18 protein-coding genes are annotated in these 18,741 nt (G+C 34.4%); all 18 read left to right on the top strand.

Going from position 1 to position 18,741, the window contains the following annotated elements; genetic code table 11:
* Positions 1-197: 197 nt before the first annotated feature.
* The 18 genes from FLACOL7796_RS06570 to FLACOL7796_RS06485 all read left to right on the top strand — a co-directional run bounded on the left by FLACOL7796_RS06570 (position 198) and on the right by FLACOL7796_RS06485 (position 18,675).
* Positions 198-626, top strand: a complete 429-nt coding sequence (locus tag FLACOL7796_RS06570; RefSeq protein WP_173970018.1) for a GNAT family N-acetyltransferase — start codon at positions 198-200, stop codon at positions 624-626.
* Between the two features lie 250 nt (positions 627-876).
* Positions 877-1,104, top strand: coding sequence for a DUF2683 family protein (locus FLACOL7796_RS06565; protein WP_173970017.1), 228 nt, complete (start codon positions 877-879; stop codon positions 1,102-1,104).
* Positions 1,094-1,342 carry a type II toxin-antitoxin system RelE/ParE family toxin gene (locus FLACOL7796_RS06560; protein ID WP_232067305.1) on the top strand — a complete coding sequence of 83 codons (249 nt, stop codon included), beginning with the start codon at positions 1,094-1,096 and terminating at the stop codon, positions 1,340-1,342. The genes FLACOL7796_RS06565 and FLACOL7796_RS06560 overlap by 11 nt, the downstream gene beginning before the upstream one ends.
* Before the next feature lie 347 nt (positions 1,343-1,689).
* Positions 1,690-2,283, top strand: coding sequence for a TetR/AcrR family transcriptional regulator (locus FLACOL7796_RS06555; RefSeq protein WP_173970016.1), 594 nt, complete (start codon positions 1,690-1,692; stop codon positions 2,281-2,283).
* A 240-nt stretch (positions 2,284-2,523) separates the two neighbouring features.
* Complete coding sequence (locus FLACOL7796_RS06550) at positions 2,524-3,747, top strand: efflux RND transporter periplasmic adaptor subunit (protein ID WP_173970015.1); 1,224 nt, start codon at positions 2,524-2,526, stop codon at positions 3,745-3,747.
* A gap of 11 nt (positions 3,748-3,758) precedes the next feature.
* Positions 3,759-6,920 (top strand): efflux RND transporter permease subunit, encoded by a 3,162-nt coding sequence (locus tag FLACOL7796_RS06545; RefSeq protein WP_173970014.1) that lies wholly within the window; start codon positions 3,759-3,761, stop codon positions 6,918-6,920.
* A 130-nt stretch (positions 6,921-7,050) separates the two neighbouring features.
* A complete protein-coding gene (locus tag FLACOL7796_RS06540) occupies positions 7,051-8,469 on the top strand; it encodes a TolC family protein (RefSeq protein WP_173970013.1) in 1,419 nt (472 codons plus the stop codon).
* 210 nt (positions 8,470-8,679) lie between these two features.
* Positions 8,680-9,135, top strand: a complete 456-nt coding sequence (locus FLACOL7796_RS06535) for a hypothetical protein (protein WP_173970012.1) — start codon at positions 8,680-8,682, stop codon at positions 9,133-9,135.
* A 211-nt stretch (positions 9,136-9,346) separates the two neighbouring features.
* Positions 9,347-9,952, top strand: coding sequence for a Crp/Fnr family transcriptional regulator (locus FLACOL7796_RS06530; protein WP_173970011.1), 606 nt, complete (start codon positions 9,347-9,349; stop codon positions 9,950-9,952).
* Positions 9,953-10,015: 63 nt separating this feature from the next.
* Positions 10,016-10,753, top strand: a complete 738-nt coding sequence (locus FLACOL7796_RS06525; RefSeq protein ID WP_173970010.1) for a GNAT family N-acetyltransferase — start codon at positions 10,016-10,018, stop codon at positions 10,751-10,753.
* A 377-nt stretch (positions 10,754-11,130) separates the two neighbouring features.
* Positions 11,131-11,511 carry a DoxX family protein gene (locus FLACOL7796_RS06520; protein ID WP_173970009.1) on the top strand — a complete coding sequence of 127 codons (381 nt, stop codon included), beginning with the start codon at positions 11,131-11,133 and terminating at the stop codon, positions 11,509-11,511.
* Between the two features lie 302 nt (positions 11,512-11,813).
* Entirely contained in the window at positions 11,814-12,191 is a 378-nt protein-coding gene (locus tag FLACOL7796_RS06515; RefSeq protein WP_173970008.1) for a VOC family protein, read from the top strand.
* Positions 12,192-12,217: 26 nt separating this feature from the next.
* A complete protein-coding gene (locus FLACOL7796_RS06510) occupies positions 12,218-12,727 on the top strand; it encodes a DinB family protein (RefSeq protein WP_173970007.1) in 510 nt (169 codons plus the stop codon).
* A 25-nt stretch (positions 12,728-12,752) separates the two neighbouring features.
* Positions 12,753-13,217 (top strand): DUF1440 domain-containing protein, encoded by a 465-nt coding sequence (locus FLACOL7796_RS06505; RefSeq protein WP_173970006.1) that lies wholly within the window; start codon positions 12,753-12,755, stop codon positions 13,215-13,217.
* 417 nt (positions 13,218-13,634) lie between these two features.
* Positions 13,635-15,911, top strand: coding sequence for a glycosyltransferase (locus FLACOL7796_RS06500; protein WP_173970005.1), 2,277 nt, complete (start codon positions 13,635-13,637; stop codon positions 15,909-15,911).
* Positions 15,912-16,183: 272 nt separating this feature from the next.
* On the top strand, positions 16,184-16,942 hold the full coding sequence (locus FLACOL7796_RS06495; protein WP_173970004.1) for an MlaE family ABC transporter permease: 759 nt from the start codon (positions 16,184-16,186) through the stop codon (positions 16,940-16,942).
* Position 16,943: 1 nt separating this feature from the next.
* Positions 16,944-17,729: an ABC transporter ATP-binding protein gene (locus FLACOL7796_RS06490; protein ID WP_173970003.1), complete on the top strand. Its 786-nt coding sequence runs from the start codon at positions 16,944-16,946 to the stop codon at positions 17,727-17,729.
* A 25-nt stretch (positions 17,730-17,754) separates the two neighbouring features.
* Positions 17,755-18,675: an MlaD family protein gene (locus tag FLACOL7796_RS06485; RefSeq protein ID WP_173970002.1), complete on the top strand. Its 921-nt coding sequence runs from the start codon at positions 17,755-17,757 to the stop codon at positions 18,673-18,675.
* The last annotated feature ends 66 nt before the right edge of the window (positions 18,676-18,741 follow it).

Here is an 18,741-nt window from a genome sequence, read left to right as displayed (position 1 = left end):
AAAGGATGCCGCTTCGATCGGGGCTATTTTAGAGGTTTAGTATTTCAATTCACTTTTCTTATTTCTCGTAAAGTCTTGCATTCGCTATAAAAAAAACTTAAATATTTTATTTCGCTTTGAATATATGTAGTTAACTACGTATATTTGCACGCAAATTATTTTTCCAGCATACCCAATATATCAAACGTTAAAACAAAATGAGCCATACTACCATTATAGTCGAAAAAGTAGACAATCAAAAACAAATAGAAATTGCATTCGAAATTAGAAAACAAGTATTCGTTATAGAACAAAATGTATCCCAGCAACGCGAATCTATGGACGATGAAGATGCAATACATTACATAGCTACCGTAAACGGAGAACCAGCCGGAGCAGCGCGATACAGAATAATGGAAAAAGGAGCCAAAATTGAACGAATTGCTGTTTTAAACACTTTTAGAGGAAAACGAATTGGTGAAGCCATCCTCCTAAAAATTTTAGACGATCTAAAAAATGAAGAGAAAGTATACCTATACGCTCAGGTCAACGCAAGTCAGTTCTACATCAAAAACGGATTCAGACAAACCGATAATTATTTTCTCGATGCCGGAATCGAACATGTCGAAATGGATTTTATAAAATAATTTCAGCAAAGCTCCAGCGGAGCGACATATTTATAGCTAAAAAATTCCAATCCGAAAAAGAGTTCCAGCGGAGCGACATATTTATCGACATTATCAAATTCAAATACTCAATCTGTTTTATTTTTTAATGAATTACTATAACATAAAATACATTTTACGATAGTAGGGAGATCGAAATAAATCATTACGATTAACATGAAAATAAGACTTTTATCTTAACTTTGTTCATCAACTTTAGTAAATCAACATCATGCAGGCAATTAGCATCACAGCATATACAGAAGACGCTTCTCAAATAGAAGCGGTAAAAGCTTTTATGAAAGCACTAAAGATAAAGTTTGAAATAGCAAATGTAAAACCGTATGAATTATTTGCTGAACAACAAGAAATTTTAGATAGCCAAATTAATTCAGACAAAAGTCTATACACAGATGCTGAGTTATCATATACCGATTTAAAAAAGAAATATGAATTATAAGGTTATCGTTTCTCCAATTGCATTAAAAAATATTGAAGAAGCAGTTGAATATTATATTTTTAAAACGACTAAAAAAGTAGCTTTAGATTTTCTTAATGACTATAAAAGTATTTACAAAGCTTTACAAGTAAATCCGTTCTATCAATTACACGACAATAATTATCGTTTTTTACCTTTTAAAAAATTTCCATATATCGCTTTTTTATTGTTGATGAACTATCAAAAACTGTTTTTCTAAATGCAATTTTTCATACTTCTCAAAATCCTGAAAAGTATCCCATAAAATAAAAATCTCTCATAAAAATTACAACTTCTCGCCTAGCCCCGATCGAAACGGTATCCTTTTATGGTGGGGTTCACCATAAAAGATATAGTGCAGAGCGGGAAAAATGGTCTTGAAACACAAAAAAACATCTACTCCTTAAAAAAATTAAACTAAAAAAATCCTTATAATTAAGGCACTTCGGGGATTTTTAATACTTGTCTATACAACAATAAGAAAATATTATGACAAAAATATTTCATTATTAGAAAAACCGCCATACATTTGTCTAACGGTGTTAAACAATTTAATACTCATTAAAAATGGCAAGTAAAGATCGAATTTTAAGACAAAAAGAAGAGACAAGAACTAACATTCTTGAGGCTGCTTATGCTATCGTCAAAGAAGAAGGATGGCAAGGTCTGAGTATGCGAAAAATTGCTGACAAGATTGAATATACGGCTCCTATTATTTATGAATACTTTTCGAATAAGGATGCCATATTGAATGAATTAACCGGAAAAGGTTTTATTAAGCTGGCCAAAGAACTCCAGATAGCAAGAGATAAATTTGAAAAACCGGAAGATCAATTAGAAGCCATGTGGATGGCATATTGGGATTTCGCTTTTACTGATACCGAAATGTATCAGGTTATGTTTGGTGTTCAAATGAGTTGTTGTTCGCAACGATGTTCTGCTGCCGAGGCACCATATAAACTGTTTACTGCAGTAATTGGTGAAATAATGAAAAACAGTAATCCTAGCGAAGATATAATTAAACAAAAGTATTTTACTTTCTTTTCTGTTATTCATGGTTTAATTGCAATTAATATCATTAACAAAAGTGATATCATGGCCACCATAAATGCTCAAATCCTGAAAGACGCCATAAGTGGTATCATAAAATCAATACAATAAAAAAATTTCATTTTAACTTAACAGTGATAAATGATTTAATTAAGTAATATAAAGTAATTTTGCTCGTACTACTTAACAATGTTAGATAATTTAATAGAGTAATACGGGAGTTTTTTTTCTCATTTACTTAACAGTGATAAATAATTTAATACCGATTACGAAATAGAATTGGAAGGCATCATTGTATGGATTTCTGTACCAATTCACTTAACAACGTTAGAAAATTTAATAGACTTAAATATGAATGCCGAGAATTTCAGAATGCCACAAAATTTAAATAATAAGAATGTCCAACAAATTAAAACCAATACGAAAATGAAAAATGTAATTATAACCAGTTTTATTCTGGCACTTGTGTTAAGCAGTTGTGCAGATAAGTCGCAGGCTCCAGCAGCTCCGGCTCCACCATTATTACCAGTTTTAGCTATTACTAGCGAGAACACAACTACAGATGCTGAATATCCGGCTTCTATACAAGGAACAGTTGATGTTGAAATTCGCCCACAAGTAAGCGGAAACCTTGAAAGAGTTTATGTAGACGAAGGTGCTTATGTTAATAAAGGTCAAACTTTATTTAAAATAAACGAACGTCCTTTCCGTGAACAATTAAACAATGCTTTGGCAAGTCTTCATGCTTATGAAGCTGCTTTAATAAACGCCAACTTAGAAGTTGATAAATTGACTCCTTTAGTACAAAACAAAGTAGTTTCTGACTATCAGTTAAAAACGGCTAAAGCTTCTCAAAAAATTGCTGCTGCCAATATCGAACAAGCAAAAGCAATGGTAGGATCTGCTAAAATTAATTTAGGATATACTAATGTTACAGCTCCTGTGAGTGGTTACATAGGAAGATTGCCTAAAAAACAAGGAAGTTTAGTTTCTGCAACTGATGTAGAGCCTTTAACAAACTTATCTGACGTGCATGAAGTTTACGCTTATTTCTCTTTAGGAGAAACTGATTTCATCAATTTTAAAGCGCAATACGCAGGAAACAGTTTAGGTGATAAACTAAAAAAATTACCTCCTGTAACTTTGGTTTTAGCCGATAACAATGCTTATCCTCAAACCGGAAAAATTGATATGGTAGACGGTCAGTTTGATAAAACTACCGGAGCGATTACTTTAAGAGCGACTTTCCCTAATACTGGCGGAACACTACGTTCAGGAAACACAGGAAAAATTCGTTTAGGTCTTCAACACGATGATGCTGTTTTAGTACCACAATCGGCTACAGTAGAAATGCAGGATAAAGTTTTTGTTTTCACAGTAAATAAAGAAAACAAAGTTGCTAAAATGCCTATTACAGTTATTGGTAAAAGTGGTACAAACTACTTGATCAAAGACGGTGTAAAATCTGGTGACCAAATTGTATTAAGCGGTATCGATAAACTTCAGGAAGGACAAGTAATTCAGCCTGAAAAATCAACTCCTTCAAAAGTTGCCCAAATAATTAATAAAAAATAATTTTTACGAAAATGTTCAAAATATTTATACAAAGACCAGTACTAGCAACCGTTATCTCCATCTTATTGGTGATCCTGGGTATACTTGGACTTACAAAATTACCCTTACAACAGTTTCCTGATATTGCGCCGCCATCGGTTTTGGTAACGGCGGTTTATCCGGGAGCTAACGCAGAAACGGTTTTACGTTCTGTGGCTCCTTCTTTGGAAGAATCTATAAATGGTGTTGAGAACATGACTTATATGAGTTCTACAGCCAGTAATGACGGATCTTTAGCTATTACAGTTTTCTTTAAATTAGGAACTAACGCAGATCAGGCAGCGGTAAACGTACAAAACAGAGTTGCTCAGGCAACGAGCCAGTTACCTGCAGAGGTTGTACAACAAGGTGTAACAACTGCGAAACAACAAAACAGTTTCATCATGGCGATTGGTATGTATACCGATGATGAGTCAAAATACGATCAGACTTTTGTTGCCAATTATGCACAAATTAATATTATTCCGGAGATTAAACGTATTCCGGGAGTGGGTTCTGCCAGTATTTTTGGAGGTGTAAAAGATTACTCTATGCGTGTTTGGTTAAACCCAACACAAATGTCGACTTATAAAGTGACGCCAAACGAAATCATGGGTGCTATCCAGGATAAAAGTTTGGAAGCTGCTCCTGGTAAATTTGGAGAAAGAAGTAAAGAAGTTTTCGAATATGTAATTAAATACAAAGGAAAACTAACCAAACCGGAAGAATATGAAAACATTGCGATTCGTTCTAATCCTGATGGTTCTGTTCTTCGTTTAAAAGATGTTGCCAGAGTTGAGCTTGGTGCTTATTCTTATAACAGCTTAACGCGTTTAAATGGTAAAAAAGGAGTTGTAATTGGTATTATCCAGTTAGCAGGTTCGAACTCAAATGATATTCAGGTTGCGATTAACAAATTGATGGTGAAAGCCTCAAAGGATTTCCCAACAGGAATAAAACACAACATTTTCTATAGTACAAAAGTTGCCTTAGACCAGTCTATTGAGCAAGTTCAACATACTTTACTTGAAGCGTTTATATTAGTATTTATCGTAGTATTTATATTCCTTCAGGATTTTAGATCAACATTAATCCCGGCTATTGCTGTACCTGTAGCAATTTTAGGAACGTTCTTCTTCATGCAGTTATTCGGATTTTCGATCAACCTTCTTACGCTTTTCGCTTTAATTCTGGCGATTGGTATTGTGGTAGATGATGCGATTGTGGTCGTCGAAGCCGTGCATGCTAAAATGGAGCACAAACATTTGTCTCCAAAAATAGCAACTCATGAAGCAATGCACGAAATAACGGGTGCTATTATCTCGATTACGTTGGTAATGGCTGCTGTATTCCTGCCGGTTGGTTTTATGGAAGGCTCAACAGGAGTTTTCTATCGTCAGTTTGCCTTTACAATGGCAATTGCAATTGTAATTTCGGCCGTAAACGCTTTAACTTTAAGTCCTGCACTTGCTGCATTATTCTTAAAAGACAATCACGGAGCACACGGTGATGAAACGTATCAGAAAAAAGGATTTAAAGAAAAATTCTTTAACGGATTCAATAAAAGTTTTGATTCCCTTACCAACCGTTATGTTGGAGGTTTGAAATTCTTAATCCGTAGAAAATGGTTAAGTTTAGGAGGTTTAGCTTTAATTACTGTAGCTACTATTGTAATGGTTAAAACAACTCCTGCAGGATTTATCCCAACAGAAGATCAAGGATTTATTGCCATTGCAGTAAATACGCCTTCAGGAACATCACTTGACGGAACTCAAAAAGTAATGACCGAAGCTGAAAACACATTAAGAGGTTTAGATGCTTCCCGATTTGTAACAGCGATTTCAGGTTTCAACTTATTGACGAATTCTACAAGCCCGTCTTCAGCAGTTGTTTTCGTATTGCTTAAACCAAATGAAGATCGTGGAGATGTTAAAAACATTGACGAAATCATGAATCAGGTTCGTGGTAAACTTGGAGCTATTTCCGGTGGAAGTTTCTTCGTATTTAGTTTCCCAACCGTTCCTGGATTTAGTAACGTTGAGGCTTTAGATTTAGTACTTCAGGATAAAACCGGAGGAAAACTGGATAAGTTTAGCGGAATTTCTCAAAACTTCATCGGAGAATTGATGAAACGTCCTGAAATTGCCGTAGCCTTTACCTCTTTCAAAGCTGATTATCCTCAATTACAATTGGATATTAATGATGAAAAAGCAGATCAGTTAGGCGTAAAAGTAAAAGACATTTTACAAACCATGCAAACTTATTTTGGTAGTGCGCAAGCCTCTGACTTTAACCGATTTGGTAAATATTACCGAGTAGTTGTTCAGGCAGATATCGACGACAGAGCTGATCCATCATCAATTGACAGAGTTTTTGTAAAAAACAAAACAGGCGAAATGGTGCCAATAAATACTTTAGTAAAACTAACTCGTATTTATGGTTCAGAAACTGCTTCGAGATACAACTTGTTTAATTCGATTTCGATCAATGCAATTCCTAAACCAGGATTTAGTTCAGGAGATGCTATTAAAGCAATACAAGAAGTTGCAGCACAACAATTACCTGCGGGTTATGGTTTTGAGTTTTCAGGACAAACTCGTGAAGAGATTTCTTCTGGAGGTCAGTCAGCAACGATTTTCTTACTGTGTTTGATATTCATCTATTTCTTACTTGCTGCACAGTATGAAAGTTACATATTGCCATTGGCTGTAATCTTATCAATTCCTGCAGGTATATTTGGAGTATTTGTTGCCATCGGATTAACTGGAATCGAAAACAACATTTATGTACAAGTTGCACTGGTAATGCTTATAGGTCTGCTAGCCAAAAATGCCATCTTGATTGTGGAGTTTGCGGTACAGAAACGAAAATCAGGTCAGGCATTAGTAAGAGCGTCAATCGATGCAGCAAAACTACGTTTGAGACCAATTATCATGACATCATTAGCATTTGTTGTGGGATTGATACCAATGATGAGCGCAAAAGGGCCATCAGCACAAGGTAACCACTCTATCAGTATTGGTGCCGCCGGAGGTATGATATCAGGAGTAATACTAGGATTATTTATCATCCCGGTTTTATTCATCATCTTCCAACATTTACAAGAAAAGGTTTCTGGAAAACCAGTAGCCGTAATTCATAACGAAGAAAAATAAAAATGGAAAACTATATAACGACAATCCTTGTAGCCATCATCGTTGGCATTGGATACATATCCTATAGAATCTCAAGAGATCTTGATAACAGAAAAGATACTTGTACAGAAATTTAATGATAACATATAAAATGAAAAATTATATAACCAAAATCGTGATGATCGCCATTTTGATCACGACTATAATATCCTGTAAAGTTTCTAAGGATATTGAAACTCCAAAAGATGCATTTCCTGAAAATTTCAGGAATGCATCGGTTTCAAAAGATACAACGAGTATTGCTGATCTGGAGTGGAAAAATTTCTTTACAGAACAGGATATTATCAAACTCATCGATAGCGCTGTAGCCAGAAATAACGACCTGCAGATTGCTACTAAAAATATCGAAATTGCACAATACAGATTCACACAATCTAAATGGGGAAATGTTCCTCAGATAAATTTAAATGTAAGTGCAAGCACAAGCAACCCGTCTGATAATAGCTTTACCGGAAAAAATTTAGGTCAGGCTTTAGGTCAAAATCATATCGATGATTACTCTGCCGGAGCAACACTTTCGTGGGAAGCTGACATCTGGGGGAAAATCAGAAATCAGAAAAAAGGAGCTTACGCAGGTTACCTTCAGTCAGAAGAAGTAAAAAAAGCATTGCAAACTACTATTGTAGCCAATGTTTCTAAAGGATATTACAACCTTTTGATGCTAGATGCGCAATTAGAAATCGCCAAACAAAACTTTAAATTAAATGATAGTACAACCAACATCATTAAATTAAAGTACGATGCAGGTCAGGTTACTACATTAGCGATTCAACAATCTGAAGCACAAAAATTAGTTTCGGCACAATTAATTCCGCAATTAGAACAAAACATTGCCATTCAGGAAAATGCTTTAAGCGTTCTAACAGGATCATTCCCGAATTCTAAAACAAGAACCACACGTTTAAGTGCTCTTGAAGTTAAAAATAATAATGCAATCGGAATTCCGTCTTCATTAGTAAGCCGCAGACCCGATGTAAAAAGTGCCGAATTAGCGCTTAAAGTAGCCAACGCAAATGTTGGAATTACAAAAGCTGATCTTTATCCGTCACTTAAAATTACCGCTCAGGGCGGAGTAAACTCGTTCGAAAGCAGTAATTGGTTCAACATTCCGGCTTCATTGTTCGGAACCGTTGCCGGAGGTTTAACACAACCATTGTTGAACAATAAAAAGGTAAGAACTCAATATAATATTGCAGTTGCCGAAAGAGAAAAAGCCGTTTTAAGCTTTAGACAATCGGTTCTTGTGGCAGTTAGCGAAGTATCTGATGCTTTGGTAAAAGTCGAAAAATTGCAACAGCAGGAATCTTTTCTAAAAGAAAGAGTAAAAACATTACAACAAGCCATCAAAAATGCCAATTTGTTATTCAAAAACGGTATGGCTGAATATCTCGAAGTTATAACTGCGCAATCTAATTTATTGCAAAGCGAGTTAGAACTGGCCAACATAAAAAGAGAACAACTTTCTGCCAATACCGAGTTGTATCGTGCATTAGGCGGTGGTTGGAGATAATACCCGTTAATTATTTATTTTTTGAGATGAAAACGCTGTGAGACTTTTAGTTTCATGGCGTTTTTTTATTTTGTTGAGATATGGCACGCGGATGACGCGGATTCGCGTACCATTTCTCTCCCAACCTTTATATTTCAGTTTATTTTTTTATTTTTGATCAAATTACTTTCACAAAGAAAAAATACCATTTCTATAATTAAAATCAAATCCATGAAAAAAATCGCATGCATCGCACTTTTAGCAGTATTCTTTACCAACTGTAAACAAAGCAATCCAGACGAAAAAGCAGCATCAGCAGAAAAACCAGTCGATACAGTTACCGTTGTAAAAGAAGAAAAAGCAAAAAAAGCAGACGAAGATTGTAAAGACATTCAGGTAGAAATGGGATCCGGAAGAGAATGCATCGTAAAAACTACAGATCTAAATGCCGTTTATCAAGGTATTATCGCAAATAAAGAAGTCGAAGAAACAGAGTTTTATCTGGCTACAATTCCAACCGAGAATAAATCTGTTACAATAAATAAAAACGGATTAATCTCAATTGATTATGAAATCACTAAAGATAAAGTTGCTATTGCTATGAATTACGAAGGTGGTGTGACCGAAGTGGCGCTGGAAAAAATAAAAGATACCATCAAAAAAAGCATTTATCATTACGCTGATTAAACTCCATAAATAAATCTCCAATCTTTGTCGAGCTAATAGCGGAGATCCTTCCTCCGTCAGGATTGACAAATAGTACGAGTACAAAATTGCGAGAAAAAACAATAAAAATCCGTTTTAAATTCGTGTTTTCGCTTTAGCGAATCCATGTCATCCGCGTGCCATCATTCCGTATTATTTCTTTACTTTTGATAGTATATAATTATTCCCGACAATGACACTCAATCAAGATAAATACAGTAACGATTTAAAACTGAAATTCGAAAGCTACGCTCCTGTTTCGGTAACATCCTGGCAATTGATTGAAAACATAATAGACATAACCGCAATAAAAAAAGGAGAATTACTTTTAAGAAACGGACAAATTGCAAAAGAAATTCACTTTGTAGTCAAAGGTGCTTTGCGCGCTTTTATAACCGATGCAGAAGGAAATAGTTATAATAAAAACATCTTTCTCGATGGCGATTTTGCAGGTTCAACAGTTTCTTTAATTCAGCAAACTCCTTCCGAATTTTCGATCGAAGTCCTCGAAGATTCCGTTTTGATTAATATCAATTATAAAAAATACAGAGAACTGATTTTTCAAAATGACGATTTAAAAAACTTCTACATTGCTTACTTAGAAAGAAATTGGGTAATCGAAAAAGAACAAAGAGAAATCTCGATCGTGATGGAAAATGCCACCGAAAGATATCTTGACCTCTTAAAAAAGCATCCCGATATTTCAGAACGAATCGCATTGCACCATATTGCGTCGCATTTAGGAATTACTCCAACGCAATTAAGCCGCATTAGAAAAACTTTCGAAAAAGATTTGTGAATCAACATATGTAAAGGTTTGTCATAAAACCTAAAGTTATCTTTGTCTCTCAATTGCATCACAATGGAAAAAAAAAACCTCATAGAAGACAATATTAATAACCTTACCGATTTTTGGAAAACCGTAGGAACTCCTTTCCTATCCTATCATAAAAACGATACTTTCGAATATTGTAAAATCGAAAATTCAGGCTGGCCTAATAAATTGTGGCTTCGCAACGATATTACAAAAAATAATCTGCCAGAAATTATTAAAACTATGCAATCTAATTCGGGCTTGGTTTTATCGTATTGGGATATCTTCGGTACAAAATCGTATGAAATTCTCGATGCTTATGGTTTTACCCTAAAAACCGAGCAAGTTGCAATGGCTTTAAAATTAGATCAAAAATTTGCACTTCAAAATACACTTAGCTTTAAGAAAATCGATAACGAACAAGACGCCAAAATCTGGTCTGATTTATACCCAAATGCTTTTGGATATGTGATCAGTAAAGAAATCCTGATTCACAATCATACTGATGTTCATTTCTATTTGGTTTTTCAGGACAATCAACCCATTGGCACTTTTATGCTTTTTCAAACCGGAAACAACATCGGAATTCACGGAGTTGGCGTTATCCCTGAAATGCGCAGAAAAGGCTTTGCCGAAGAAATCATGAAATTTGCACTTAATCTTTCAATAGATTTAAAAGCTGGTTATGCTTTATTACAAGCTTCCGCAATGGGAAAAGATATCTATACCCGATTAGGTTTTGAGGATTTGTTTATCATTAAAAATTATGTTTTGAAAACTGAGTAAAATGGCATTTATTGACCTGGCACGCGGATGGCACGGATTCGCTTTGCGAAAGCGCGGATGTTCACAGATTTTTTATATTACTCATTATAACTCCCCGCAATCTTGTCATCCTGGCACGAAGGATCTCACGCGGGATTCTATATAGATTGCGGAGTTTCTAGTGCGATCCTTCGTACCTCAGGATGACAAACTGTACAGTAAACTCCGTTTAAAAAATCTACATTCTATCCTCTTTATTCTATTCTCTCTCCAAAAAATCAAAAATTTTGTTCTTTGTCCTAAATGACCTTAAAAAAGTCGCAAATACCTATTAGCACAAAAAATAACATTTGTAAGTTTGTAATACATTAACTGATAACCACTTAAAAAACAAACCTATGAAAAAAGCAAAAATTATTTTTTGGATTACTACTATTATTATTTTTCTATTCGAAGGCGTTATGCCGGCATTAACTTCTCAGACCGAACTTGCAAAAGAAGGAATTAAACACCTAGGATATCCGGAATATTTTGGAAATGCATTAGTTGTTTTCAAAATTCTCGGAGTATTGGCATTGATTATTCCGCAAGTTCCTAAAAACATAAAAGAATGGGCTTATGCAGGATTTGGTTTCGATTTTATATTTGCTTCTATAAGCCACTTTGCAGTTGACGGAGTTGGTTTTCAATCCTTTTTCCCATTGATCTTTTTAGTGATCCTGGCGATTTCATATCATTACTATCATAAAATCGAGCGGTATAAAAATATCGCTTTATAATTCAGGAACGATGATCGAGGTTTTTAAAACAAATGTTCAGAAAGTGGAACAATCTCAAATGATTGTAGAAAAACTTTTGAAACATTTTCCAAATAGTGCAATCAACTTTGATTTGGAGGATTGTGACAAAATTTTACGGATTCATAGTTTATCGATTTCAAACAGAAAAATTATTGCAATCCTTAAAGCAAACGGTTTCTATTGTGAGGTTTTGGCATAAAAACAAACGACATAATTTATTGATTTTAAAATAATTAATTTTAAAATTGTAAATTTATAGTACTAATTACAAACCCAAAATCATGAATTTACCTTCAGGACATCAAACCATAATGCCTTATTTAATTCTAAAAGGGGCATCAGATTTTATTGATTTTACCAAAACAGTTTTCGGAGCAAAAGACGTTATAAAACCAGTGTTGCACGACGACGGAACTATAAGACATGCCGAAATCATACTCAATGATAGCACCATTATGATTACAAATGCAAGTAAAGACTGGTCGAGCCAAACGGCAAACTTATTTGTTTATGTTCCTAATGCCGACGAAACTTATGCAAAAGCATTAGAAAATGGGGCCACCAGCTTAATGGAATTAAGCGATAAAGAATACGGCCGAACCTGTGGTGTAACGGATGCTTTTGGGAATGTTTGGTGGATTACCTCTATTGTTCCCTAATTTTTTTAATTTCAAAAATCAACAAAATGAAAACAGCACTTCAAAGAGATATTGTTGAAACCTTTAAAAAATTAAACGAAACCCTTTCCTCTTTTTCTGATGAAGAGATCAATACCGTTCCGTTTAAAGGAAGCTGGACACCCGGACAAGTTGTGCAGCATATCATTCTGGGCAATTCCGGATATCCTGAATTATTTGCAGGAAATACAAAACCTACCATTCGCAAATACGACGAACATGTACAAGAACTCGAAGGAATATTTTTGAACTTCAATACCAAAATGGACGCTCCAGACTTCTTAAAACCAGAGGCAAAAAATTACAATAAAAATGCGTTAACTTTATCGTTGCTCAAAATAGAATCTGATTTATTAAACGCAGCCGAAAATAATGATTTAACGCTGACTTGTATGGATTTTCAGGTTCCGGGTTTCGAAAATTTTACCATTTACGAGTGGATTAATTTTGCTCTTGTTCATTCGCAAAGACATACGCATCAGCTTCAAAAAATTTCAAATTACATCACAACATTATAAATTATATCACGCAATAATTATCTACATGAAATCAAAATCAGGAACTATTTTTTTATCAGGATTAATTGCAGGAACACTTGATATTCTTGCCGCAGTTATTATTTATGCTGTTGTACTTGAAAAAACAACCGCCATAAAAATTCTTCAATCTATTGCAAGCGGCGTTTTTAAAAAAGAAGCCTACACCGGAGGATCGCAAATGGCATGGTTGGGTCTGGGACTTCATTATCTGATTGCTTTTATTTTTGCCTGGTTTTATTTTATTGTCTATCCTTATTTTCCTTTTCTTAAAAAAAATCTTATCCTTTCCGGAGCTTTATACGGTATTTTTGTTTGGATTGTAATGAATCTTATTGTCCTTCCTATTACATTTCCTCTCTTGCCGGAAAAACACTTCGATTTCCCTCTACTATTGTCAATACTAATTTTGATTTTCTGTATCGGACTTCCAATTGCGTCTGTTACCAGAAAGTTTTATGCATTTCGTTGATATTTAGTCTCAGTTTTTAGTCGCAGTCTCAGTCGCGGTTTTCAGTCTCAGTTAAAGTACACAGTAAAACGTATTGACTGCAAGCTGAGACTGAGACTGTATACTAATGCTGTGACTGCGACTGTACACTAAACACGATTCTTACAAAAAACTACATTTCTAAACGTTAAAATAACATTGCAATTATCTATAAATCAAAATTTTGACTTACTTTTATAATTCCCTCTTTTCGTTATAGAATTCCCACATAAACGCTTTTGAGTTAATTTTTTGATCGATTGGATCAATCAGGCCTTTGGGCTTAAGGTAATTTTAGATAAATATTTTAAAAGATATGAAAGTAGCTCAGAGACGGCTAAATTCATAGTCTTATAGGTACCAAAAAAGACTTATTAACTGAACTAAAAAAGAATCCCAATGAAAACGATATCAAATAAATCAAAAATAGTTTTTCTATCTACATTTCCACCAACACAATGCGGAATCGCAACTTATACACAAGATACCATAAAAGGAATTACCGATGTTTTTGGTAAATCGATTACCTGCGAAATATGCGAATTGGTAAAAGAGCCAAAAGCAAATCCTACGCAAGCTTATACTTTAAACACAAAAAACAAAGAGGAATATACAAAGGTTGCTCTTGAAATTAATAAAGACAAAGCGGTAAAATTGGTTCATATTCAGCATGAATTTGGTTTGTTTGATGGAAATTACGGAGACTATTTATTAGATTTTTTGAATGAAGTTAAAAAACCTTTAACCTATACGTTTCATAGTGTAATTCAGAATCCAAATAAGGAATTAAAAACATTTGTAAAACTGTTGCTTTCTTACAGCAATTCGGTTTTCGTGATGACTAATAAATCAAAAGAAATTTTGATGAGAGATTATGACATCGACGAAGATATTATTACTTGTGTACCACACGGAACTCATATCGTAATTTATGAAGCTCCACAACAAGCCAAAGAAAAATTCAACATTCAGGATCGTAAAGTACTAGCTACATTTGGTCTTTTAGGAGAAGGTAAAAATATTGAGACAGGCTTAAAAGCGCTTCCAAAAATTATAGAAAACACACCAAATGCGCTTTACTTAATTATAGGCAAAACACATCCTAATTTAATTATCGATGGCGTTGATGCGTATCGCGATAAACTCGAAGGCATTGTTGCTGATTTAAACCTGCAAGATCACGTTCGTTTTGTAAATGAATATTTAGATACAAATGAACTTTTAGATTACTTAAAAGCAGCAGACATTTATCTGTTTACTTCTAAAGATCCTAATCAGGCAGTGAGCGGCACTTTTGCCTATGCTATGAGTTGTGCTTGTCCTATTGTAGCTTCAAAAATTCCACATACATTAGAAGTTTTAACTCCTGATTCGGGAATATTGGTAGATATCGGAGAAGTAGATCAATTTGCAGATGCAGCGATAAAACTACTTTCCGATGATCATCTGAGAGAAGAAATGGGAATCAACGCTTTTAGAAAAACCAGAGCGTCATCCTGGGAAAATGTAGCCATTACTCACATGGATACTTATAAGGAATTAATCGAAAATCCTGCAGAAATAAAATACAGTTATCCATCTATTCAGTTAGGACACATCAAAAGAATGACTACTGATTTAGGAATTATTCAGTTTAGTAAAATTTCGATTCCGGACTTAGAATCAGGATATACATTAGATGATAATGCACGCGCTTTAATTGCCGTTTGTATGCATTATAAACTTACTCAGGACAAAGAAGATTTAGCTTATATTTTAATTTATTTAGACTTTATTCTTCGCTGTCAACAGCCAAAAGGCAACTTCATCAATTATGTCGATCAGGAAAACCGCGAACATATTGAGCAAAATGCCGAAGTAAATCTGGAAGATTCTAATGCAAGAGCAATCTGGGCTTTAGGAACTGTAGTTGCCAACAAAGAAATCTTACCTGAAGCGATTGTAAAAAAAGCTTCTCAATGTTTACTGAATTCATTAAAATGGGCAGAGAGTATTCAATCGCCACGTTCTATTGGTTTTGCAACAAAAGGTTTGTATTTATATCATACCGCTGTTCCTAACTTATATGTAGCAGCAATTATCAATAAACTGAACGCTAAATTGCTTTCTAATTATGAAATTCATGCTTCGCACGAATGGAAATGGTTTGAAAATTACATGACTTACGGTAACGGAATTTTACCGGAATCTATGCTTTTTGCTTTTTTAACGACCAACAAACCTATTTACAAAAAAGTAGCTTTAGACTCTCTTGACTTTTTAATGTCGAAAATGTTTAAGGATAAAAACTTCAAAGTAATTTCAAACAACGGATGGTTGCACAGAGATTCGCAAGAACAAGTTCACGAATACGGAGAACAACCTATAGATGTTGCTTATACGATTCATACATTAAATTCATTTTATAGCGCCTTTGGTACACCAGAATACAAACAAAAAATGAAGATGGCCTTCAATTGGTTTTTAGGAAAAAATCACCTTGGGCAAATTATGTATAATCCAATAAGCGGCGGTGGTTACGACGGACTCGAAAAAGATAACGTCAACCTCAATCAGGGCGCTGAATCTACAGTTTGTTTTTTAACTGCCCGATTATTAATGGAAAATCTTAAATTATCAGAAATAAAAGTAATTCCGCTTATGAAAGCCAAAACCGGAATTGCCATTAACTCATAATTGATTGACACTATATTTCTAACTAAATATACTATTGAACCCTAAAACTCCCTTTTCACAAAGGGAGTTTTAGTTTTTTAACATTTTCGGGAACAACGTTACTTTATTCTATTTATTGTGTTTGATTATGTTAATTATATAAACTTCTAAAAAAGTTGTGTAAGATTTTTTATGTACTTCTAAAGTAATTTTAAGTTATAATAATCAAGGGGTATACAACCTTTTAAACCGTTGATTTTCATGCATTAGCTTTAACTTAAAAACATAGTATTTTGATACTTACTTTAAAAAATACATTCACGGAAATAGGAAACGCAACAGTGTTTGCAAAGCAGTTTTTTAAGGAGGTTCTTGTTCCGCCTTATGAAACAAAAGAGTTTTTGAAACAATGTTATGTTATTGGCTATAAATCCTTACCGCTGGTAGCGATAACAGGCTTTATTATGGGTTTAGTACTCACGCTACAATCCAGGCCAACCCTGGTAAAATTTGGAGCCGAATCCTGGTTGCCGGGAATGGTAGCTCTATCATTAATTAGAGAAATTGCTCCGGTAATTACAGCTTTAATTTGCGCAGGAAAAATTTCATCAGGAATTGGTGCAGAATTAGGTTCGATGAAAGTAACCGAACAAATTGATGCCATGGAAGTTTCTGCCATCAATCCTTATAACTATTTGGTCGTAACCAGAATCTTAGCCTGTACGCTAATGGTGCCTATATTAGTATTCTTTGCTGATGCAATTGGTATCATAGGCGGATACGTAGGTATCAATATTCACGGTGATGTCAATTTTTACCGTTATCTGACACAAATCCTGCAATCACTTGAATTTCTGGATTTAATTCCCGCAACCATCAAAACATTCTTCTTTGGATTTTTTATCGGAATGATTGGATGTTATAAAGGCTTTAATGCTTCTAACGGAACTGAAAGTGTTGGTAAAGCAGCGAATTCAGCTGTTGTTACTGCTTCGTTAACCATTTTTATTATTGATATGGTGGCTGTTCAAATAACCGATTTATTTTTTTAAGATGATTAAGGAAAAAGAAAATATAGAAAAAGATAAAGCTGCTAAAACCAAAAAGCAAGATCCTATTATTGTGATTAAAGACTTGCATAAAACTTTTGGTAAAGACAACAAAGTCCTGCAAGGTGTAAATCTTACGGTAAACAAAGGCGAGGATTTAGTGATCTTAGGACGTTCCGGATCTGGAAAATCAGTTACGATAAAATGTATTGTAGGTTTAATTGAACCTGATCAGGGCGAAATAAAAGTTTTTGACGAAAATGTACTGAACCTAACAAAACCGGAACTGAATGAAATTAGAGTCAGAATTGGATTTTTATTTCAAAGTGGCGCTTTGTACGATTCAATGTCGGTTCGCGAAAATCTGGCTTTTACATTAAAAAAACACAAACGTGATCTAAGCGCCGAGGAAGTGGAAAGTGAAGTAATGGAAGCTCTTGATAATGTAGGATTGAGTGATGCAATTGATAAAATGCCTTCTGAATTATCCGGTGGTATGCAAAAGCGAATTGGTCTGGCGAGAACTTTAATCCTTAAACCGGAAATCATTTTATATGATGAGCCAACAACCGGATTAGATACGATAACATCACGAGAGATCAGCGAATTAATTCTCGATATCAAACACAAACGAAAAACAACATCGATCATTATTACTCACGATATGGCTTGCGCCAAACTTACAGCAGACCGCATTATGGTTTTGAAAGACGGAGTAATACATGCTGAAGGAACATACGAAGAATTAGAAAAAGACGAAGACGAATGGGTACGTTCTTTTTTTCAATAATACTAAAAACAAATAATTAGAAATCATGGATAAGCAATCTGGATATACTTGGAAATTAGGAATGTTTGTAACAATAGGTTTATTGCTGTTTATAATGGCGATTTACTTTATTGGTAAACAAAAAAATCTTTTTGGTTCGACATTCAACATCACATCTCAGTTTAAAACTGTTAGTGGTTTAGAGGTGGGAAATAATGTTCGTTTTTCAGGAATTAATATCGGAACGGTCGAAGAAATTCAGTTAATAAATGATTCTTCGGTTGTGGTAAGAATGGTCATTAAGGATGAAGTTCGCGAATTTATTAAAACAGATGCCCGTGCAAGTATTGGTTCTGACGGATTAATGGGAGATAAAGTACTAACGATTTCTCCGGGAGTTAAATCTACCAAAGTAATAGAAAACAATGGCGCAATTGCTTCTGTAAACGGAATCGAGATGCAGGATCTAATGAAAAGCGTAAAGAAAAGTGTCGATAATGCTGCTGTAATAACAGATGAATTGGCCATTTTTAGCCATAGTATGAATAACGGAAATGGAGCTTTGGCACGATTAGTTCGTGATGATAAAATGGCAAACAGCGTTTCGAATACACTTTCTAATTTAGAATCAGGTACAAAAGGCTTTAGCGAAAATATGGAAGCTGCAAAAAGCAATTTCCTGCTTAAAGGATACTTCAAGAAAAAAGAAAAAGAGAAAGAAAAGAAAAAAGAAGAATTAAAAGAGCAAAAAGAAGAGCAACAGGAAAAAGCGCAAAAAGAAGAGCAACAGGAAAAAGCGCAAAAAGCTAAGGAAGAAAAAGCAAAAGAAGACAAAGAGAAAGCGGAAAAGGCAGAAAAAGAAAAGGCTAAAGCTGAAAAAGAAAAAGCCGACAAAGCCAAAGAAGAGAAAGAAAAACTGGAAAAACAAAAAGCGGAAGACGCTAAAAAAGCCGAAAAAGGAAAATAAAACTACTCTTTTTTTTTACAATGCTATGAGCCCTATTTTAAAATCGATCCATGTATTCTCTATTGA

This window comes from Flavobacterium bizetiae, assembly GCF_902804475.1.
Classification (GTDB): domain Bacteria; phylum Bacteroidota; class Bacteroidia; order Flavobacteriales; family Flavobacteriaceae; genus Flavobacterium; species Flavobacterium bizetiae.
This window is presented reverse-complemented; position numbering and strand designations above follow the sequence as displayed.

Coding starts and splice junctions, on each gene's coding strand:
- FLACOL7796_RS06560 (WP_232067305.1), top strand. CDS start 1,094: ATGAATTATAAGGTTATCGTTTCTCCAATTGCATTAAAAAATATTGAA.
- FLACOL7796_RS06485 (WP_173970002.1), top strand. CDS start 17,755: ATGGATAAGCAATCTGGATATACTTGGAAATTAGGAATGTTTGTAACA.
- FLACOL7796_RS06550 (WP_173970015.1), top strand. CDS start 2,524: ATGAATGCCGAGAATTTCAGAATGCCACAAAATTTAAATAATAAGAAT.
- FLACOL7796_RS06555 (WP_173970016.1), top strand. CDS start 1,690: ATGGCAAGTAAAGATCGAATTTTAAGACAAAAAGAAGAGACAAGAACT.
- FLACOL7796_RS06530 (WP_173970011.1), top strand. CDS start 9,347: ATGACACTCAATCAAGATAAATACAGTAACGATTTAAAACTGAAATTC.
- FLACOL7796_RS06490 (WP_173970003.1), top strand. CDS start 16,944: ATGATTAAGGAAAAAGAAAATATAGAAAAAGATAAAGCTGCTAAAACC.
- FLACOL7796_RS06520 (WP_173970009.1), top strand. CDS start 11,131: ATGAAAAAAGCAAAAATTATTTTTTGGATTACTACTATTATTATTTTT.
- FLACOL7796_RS06540 (WP_173970013.1), top strand. CDS start 7,051: ATGAAAAATTATATAACCAAAATCGTGATGATCGCCATTTTGATCACG.
- FLACOL7796_RS06515 (WP_173970008.1), top strand. CDS start 11,814: ATGAATTTACCTTCAGGACATCAAACCATAATGCCTTATTTAATTCTA.
- FLACOL7796_RS06525 (WP_173970010.1), top strand. CDS start 10,016: ATGGAAAAAAAAAACCTCATAGAAGACAATATTAATAACCTTACCGAT.
- FLACOL7796_RS06545 (WP_173970014.1), top strand. CDS start 3,759: ATGTTCAAAATATTTATACAAAGACCAGTACTAGCAACCGTTATCTCC.
- FLACOL7796_RS06565 (WP_173970017.1), top strand. CDS start 877: ATGCAGGCAATTAGCATCACAGCATATACAGAAGACGCTTCTCAAATA.
- FLACOL7796_RS06505 (WP_173970006.1), top strand. CDS start 12,753: ATGAAATCAAAATCAGGAACTATTTTTTTATCAGGATTAATTGCAGGA.
- FLACOL7796_RS06500 (WP_173970005.1), top strand. CDS start 13,635: ATGAAAACGATATCAAATAAATCAAAAATAGTTTTTCTATCTACATTT.
- FLACOL7796_RS06570 (WP_173970018.1), top strand. CDS start 198: ATGAGCCATACTACCATTATAGTCGAAAAAGTAGACAATCAAAAACAA.
- FLACOL7796_RS06510 (WP_173970007.1), top strand. CDS start 12,218: ATGAAAACAGCACTTCAAAGAGATATTGTTGAAACCTTTAAAAAATTA.
- FLACOL7796_RS06535 (WP_173970012.1), top strand. CDS start 8,680: ATGAAAAAAATCGCATGCATCGCACTTTTAGCAGTATTCTTTACCAAC.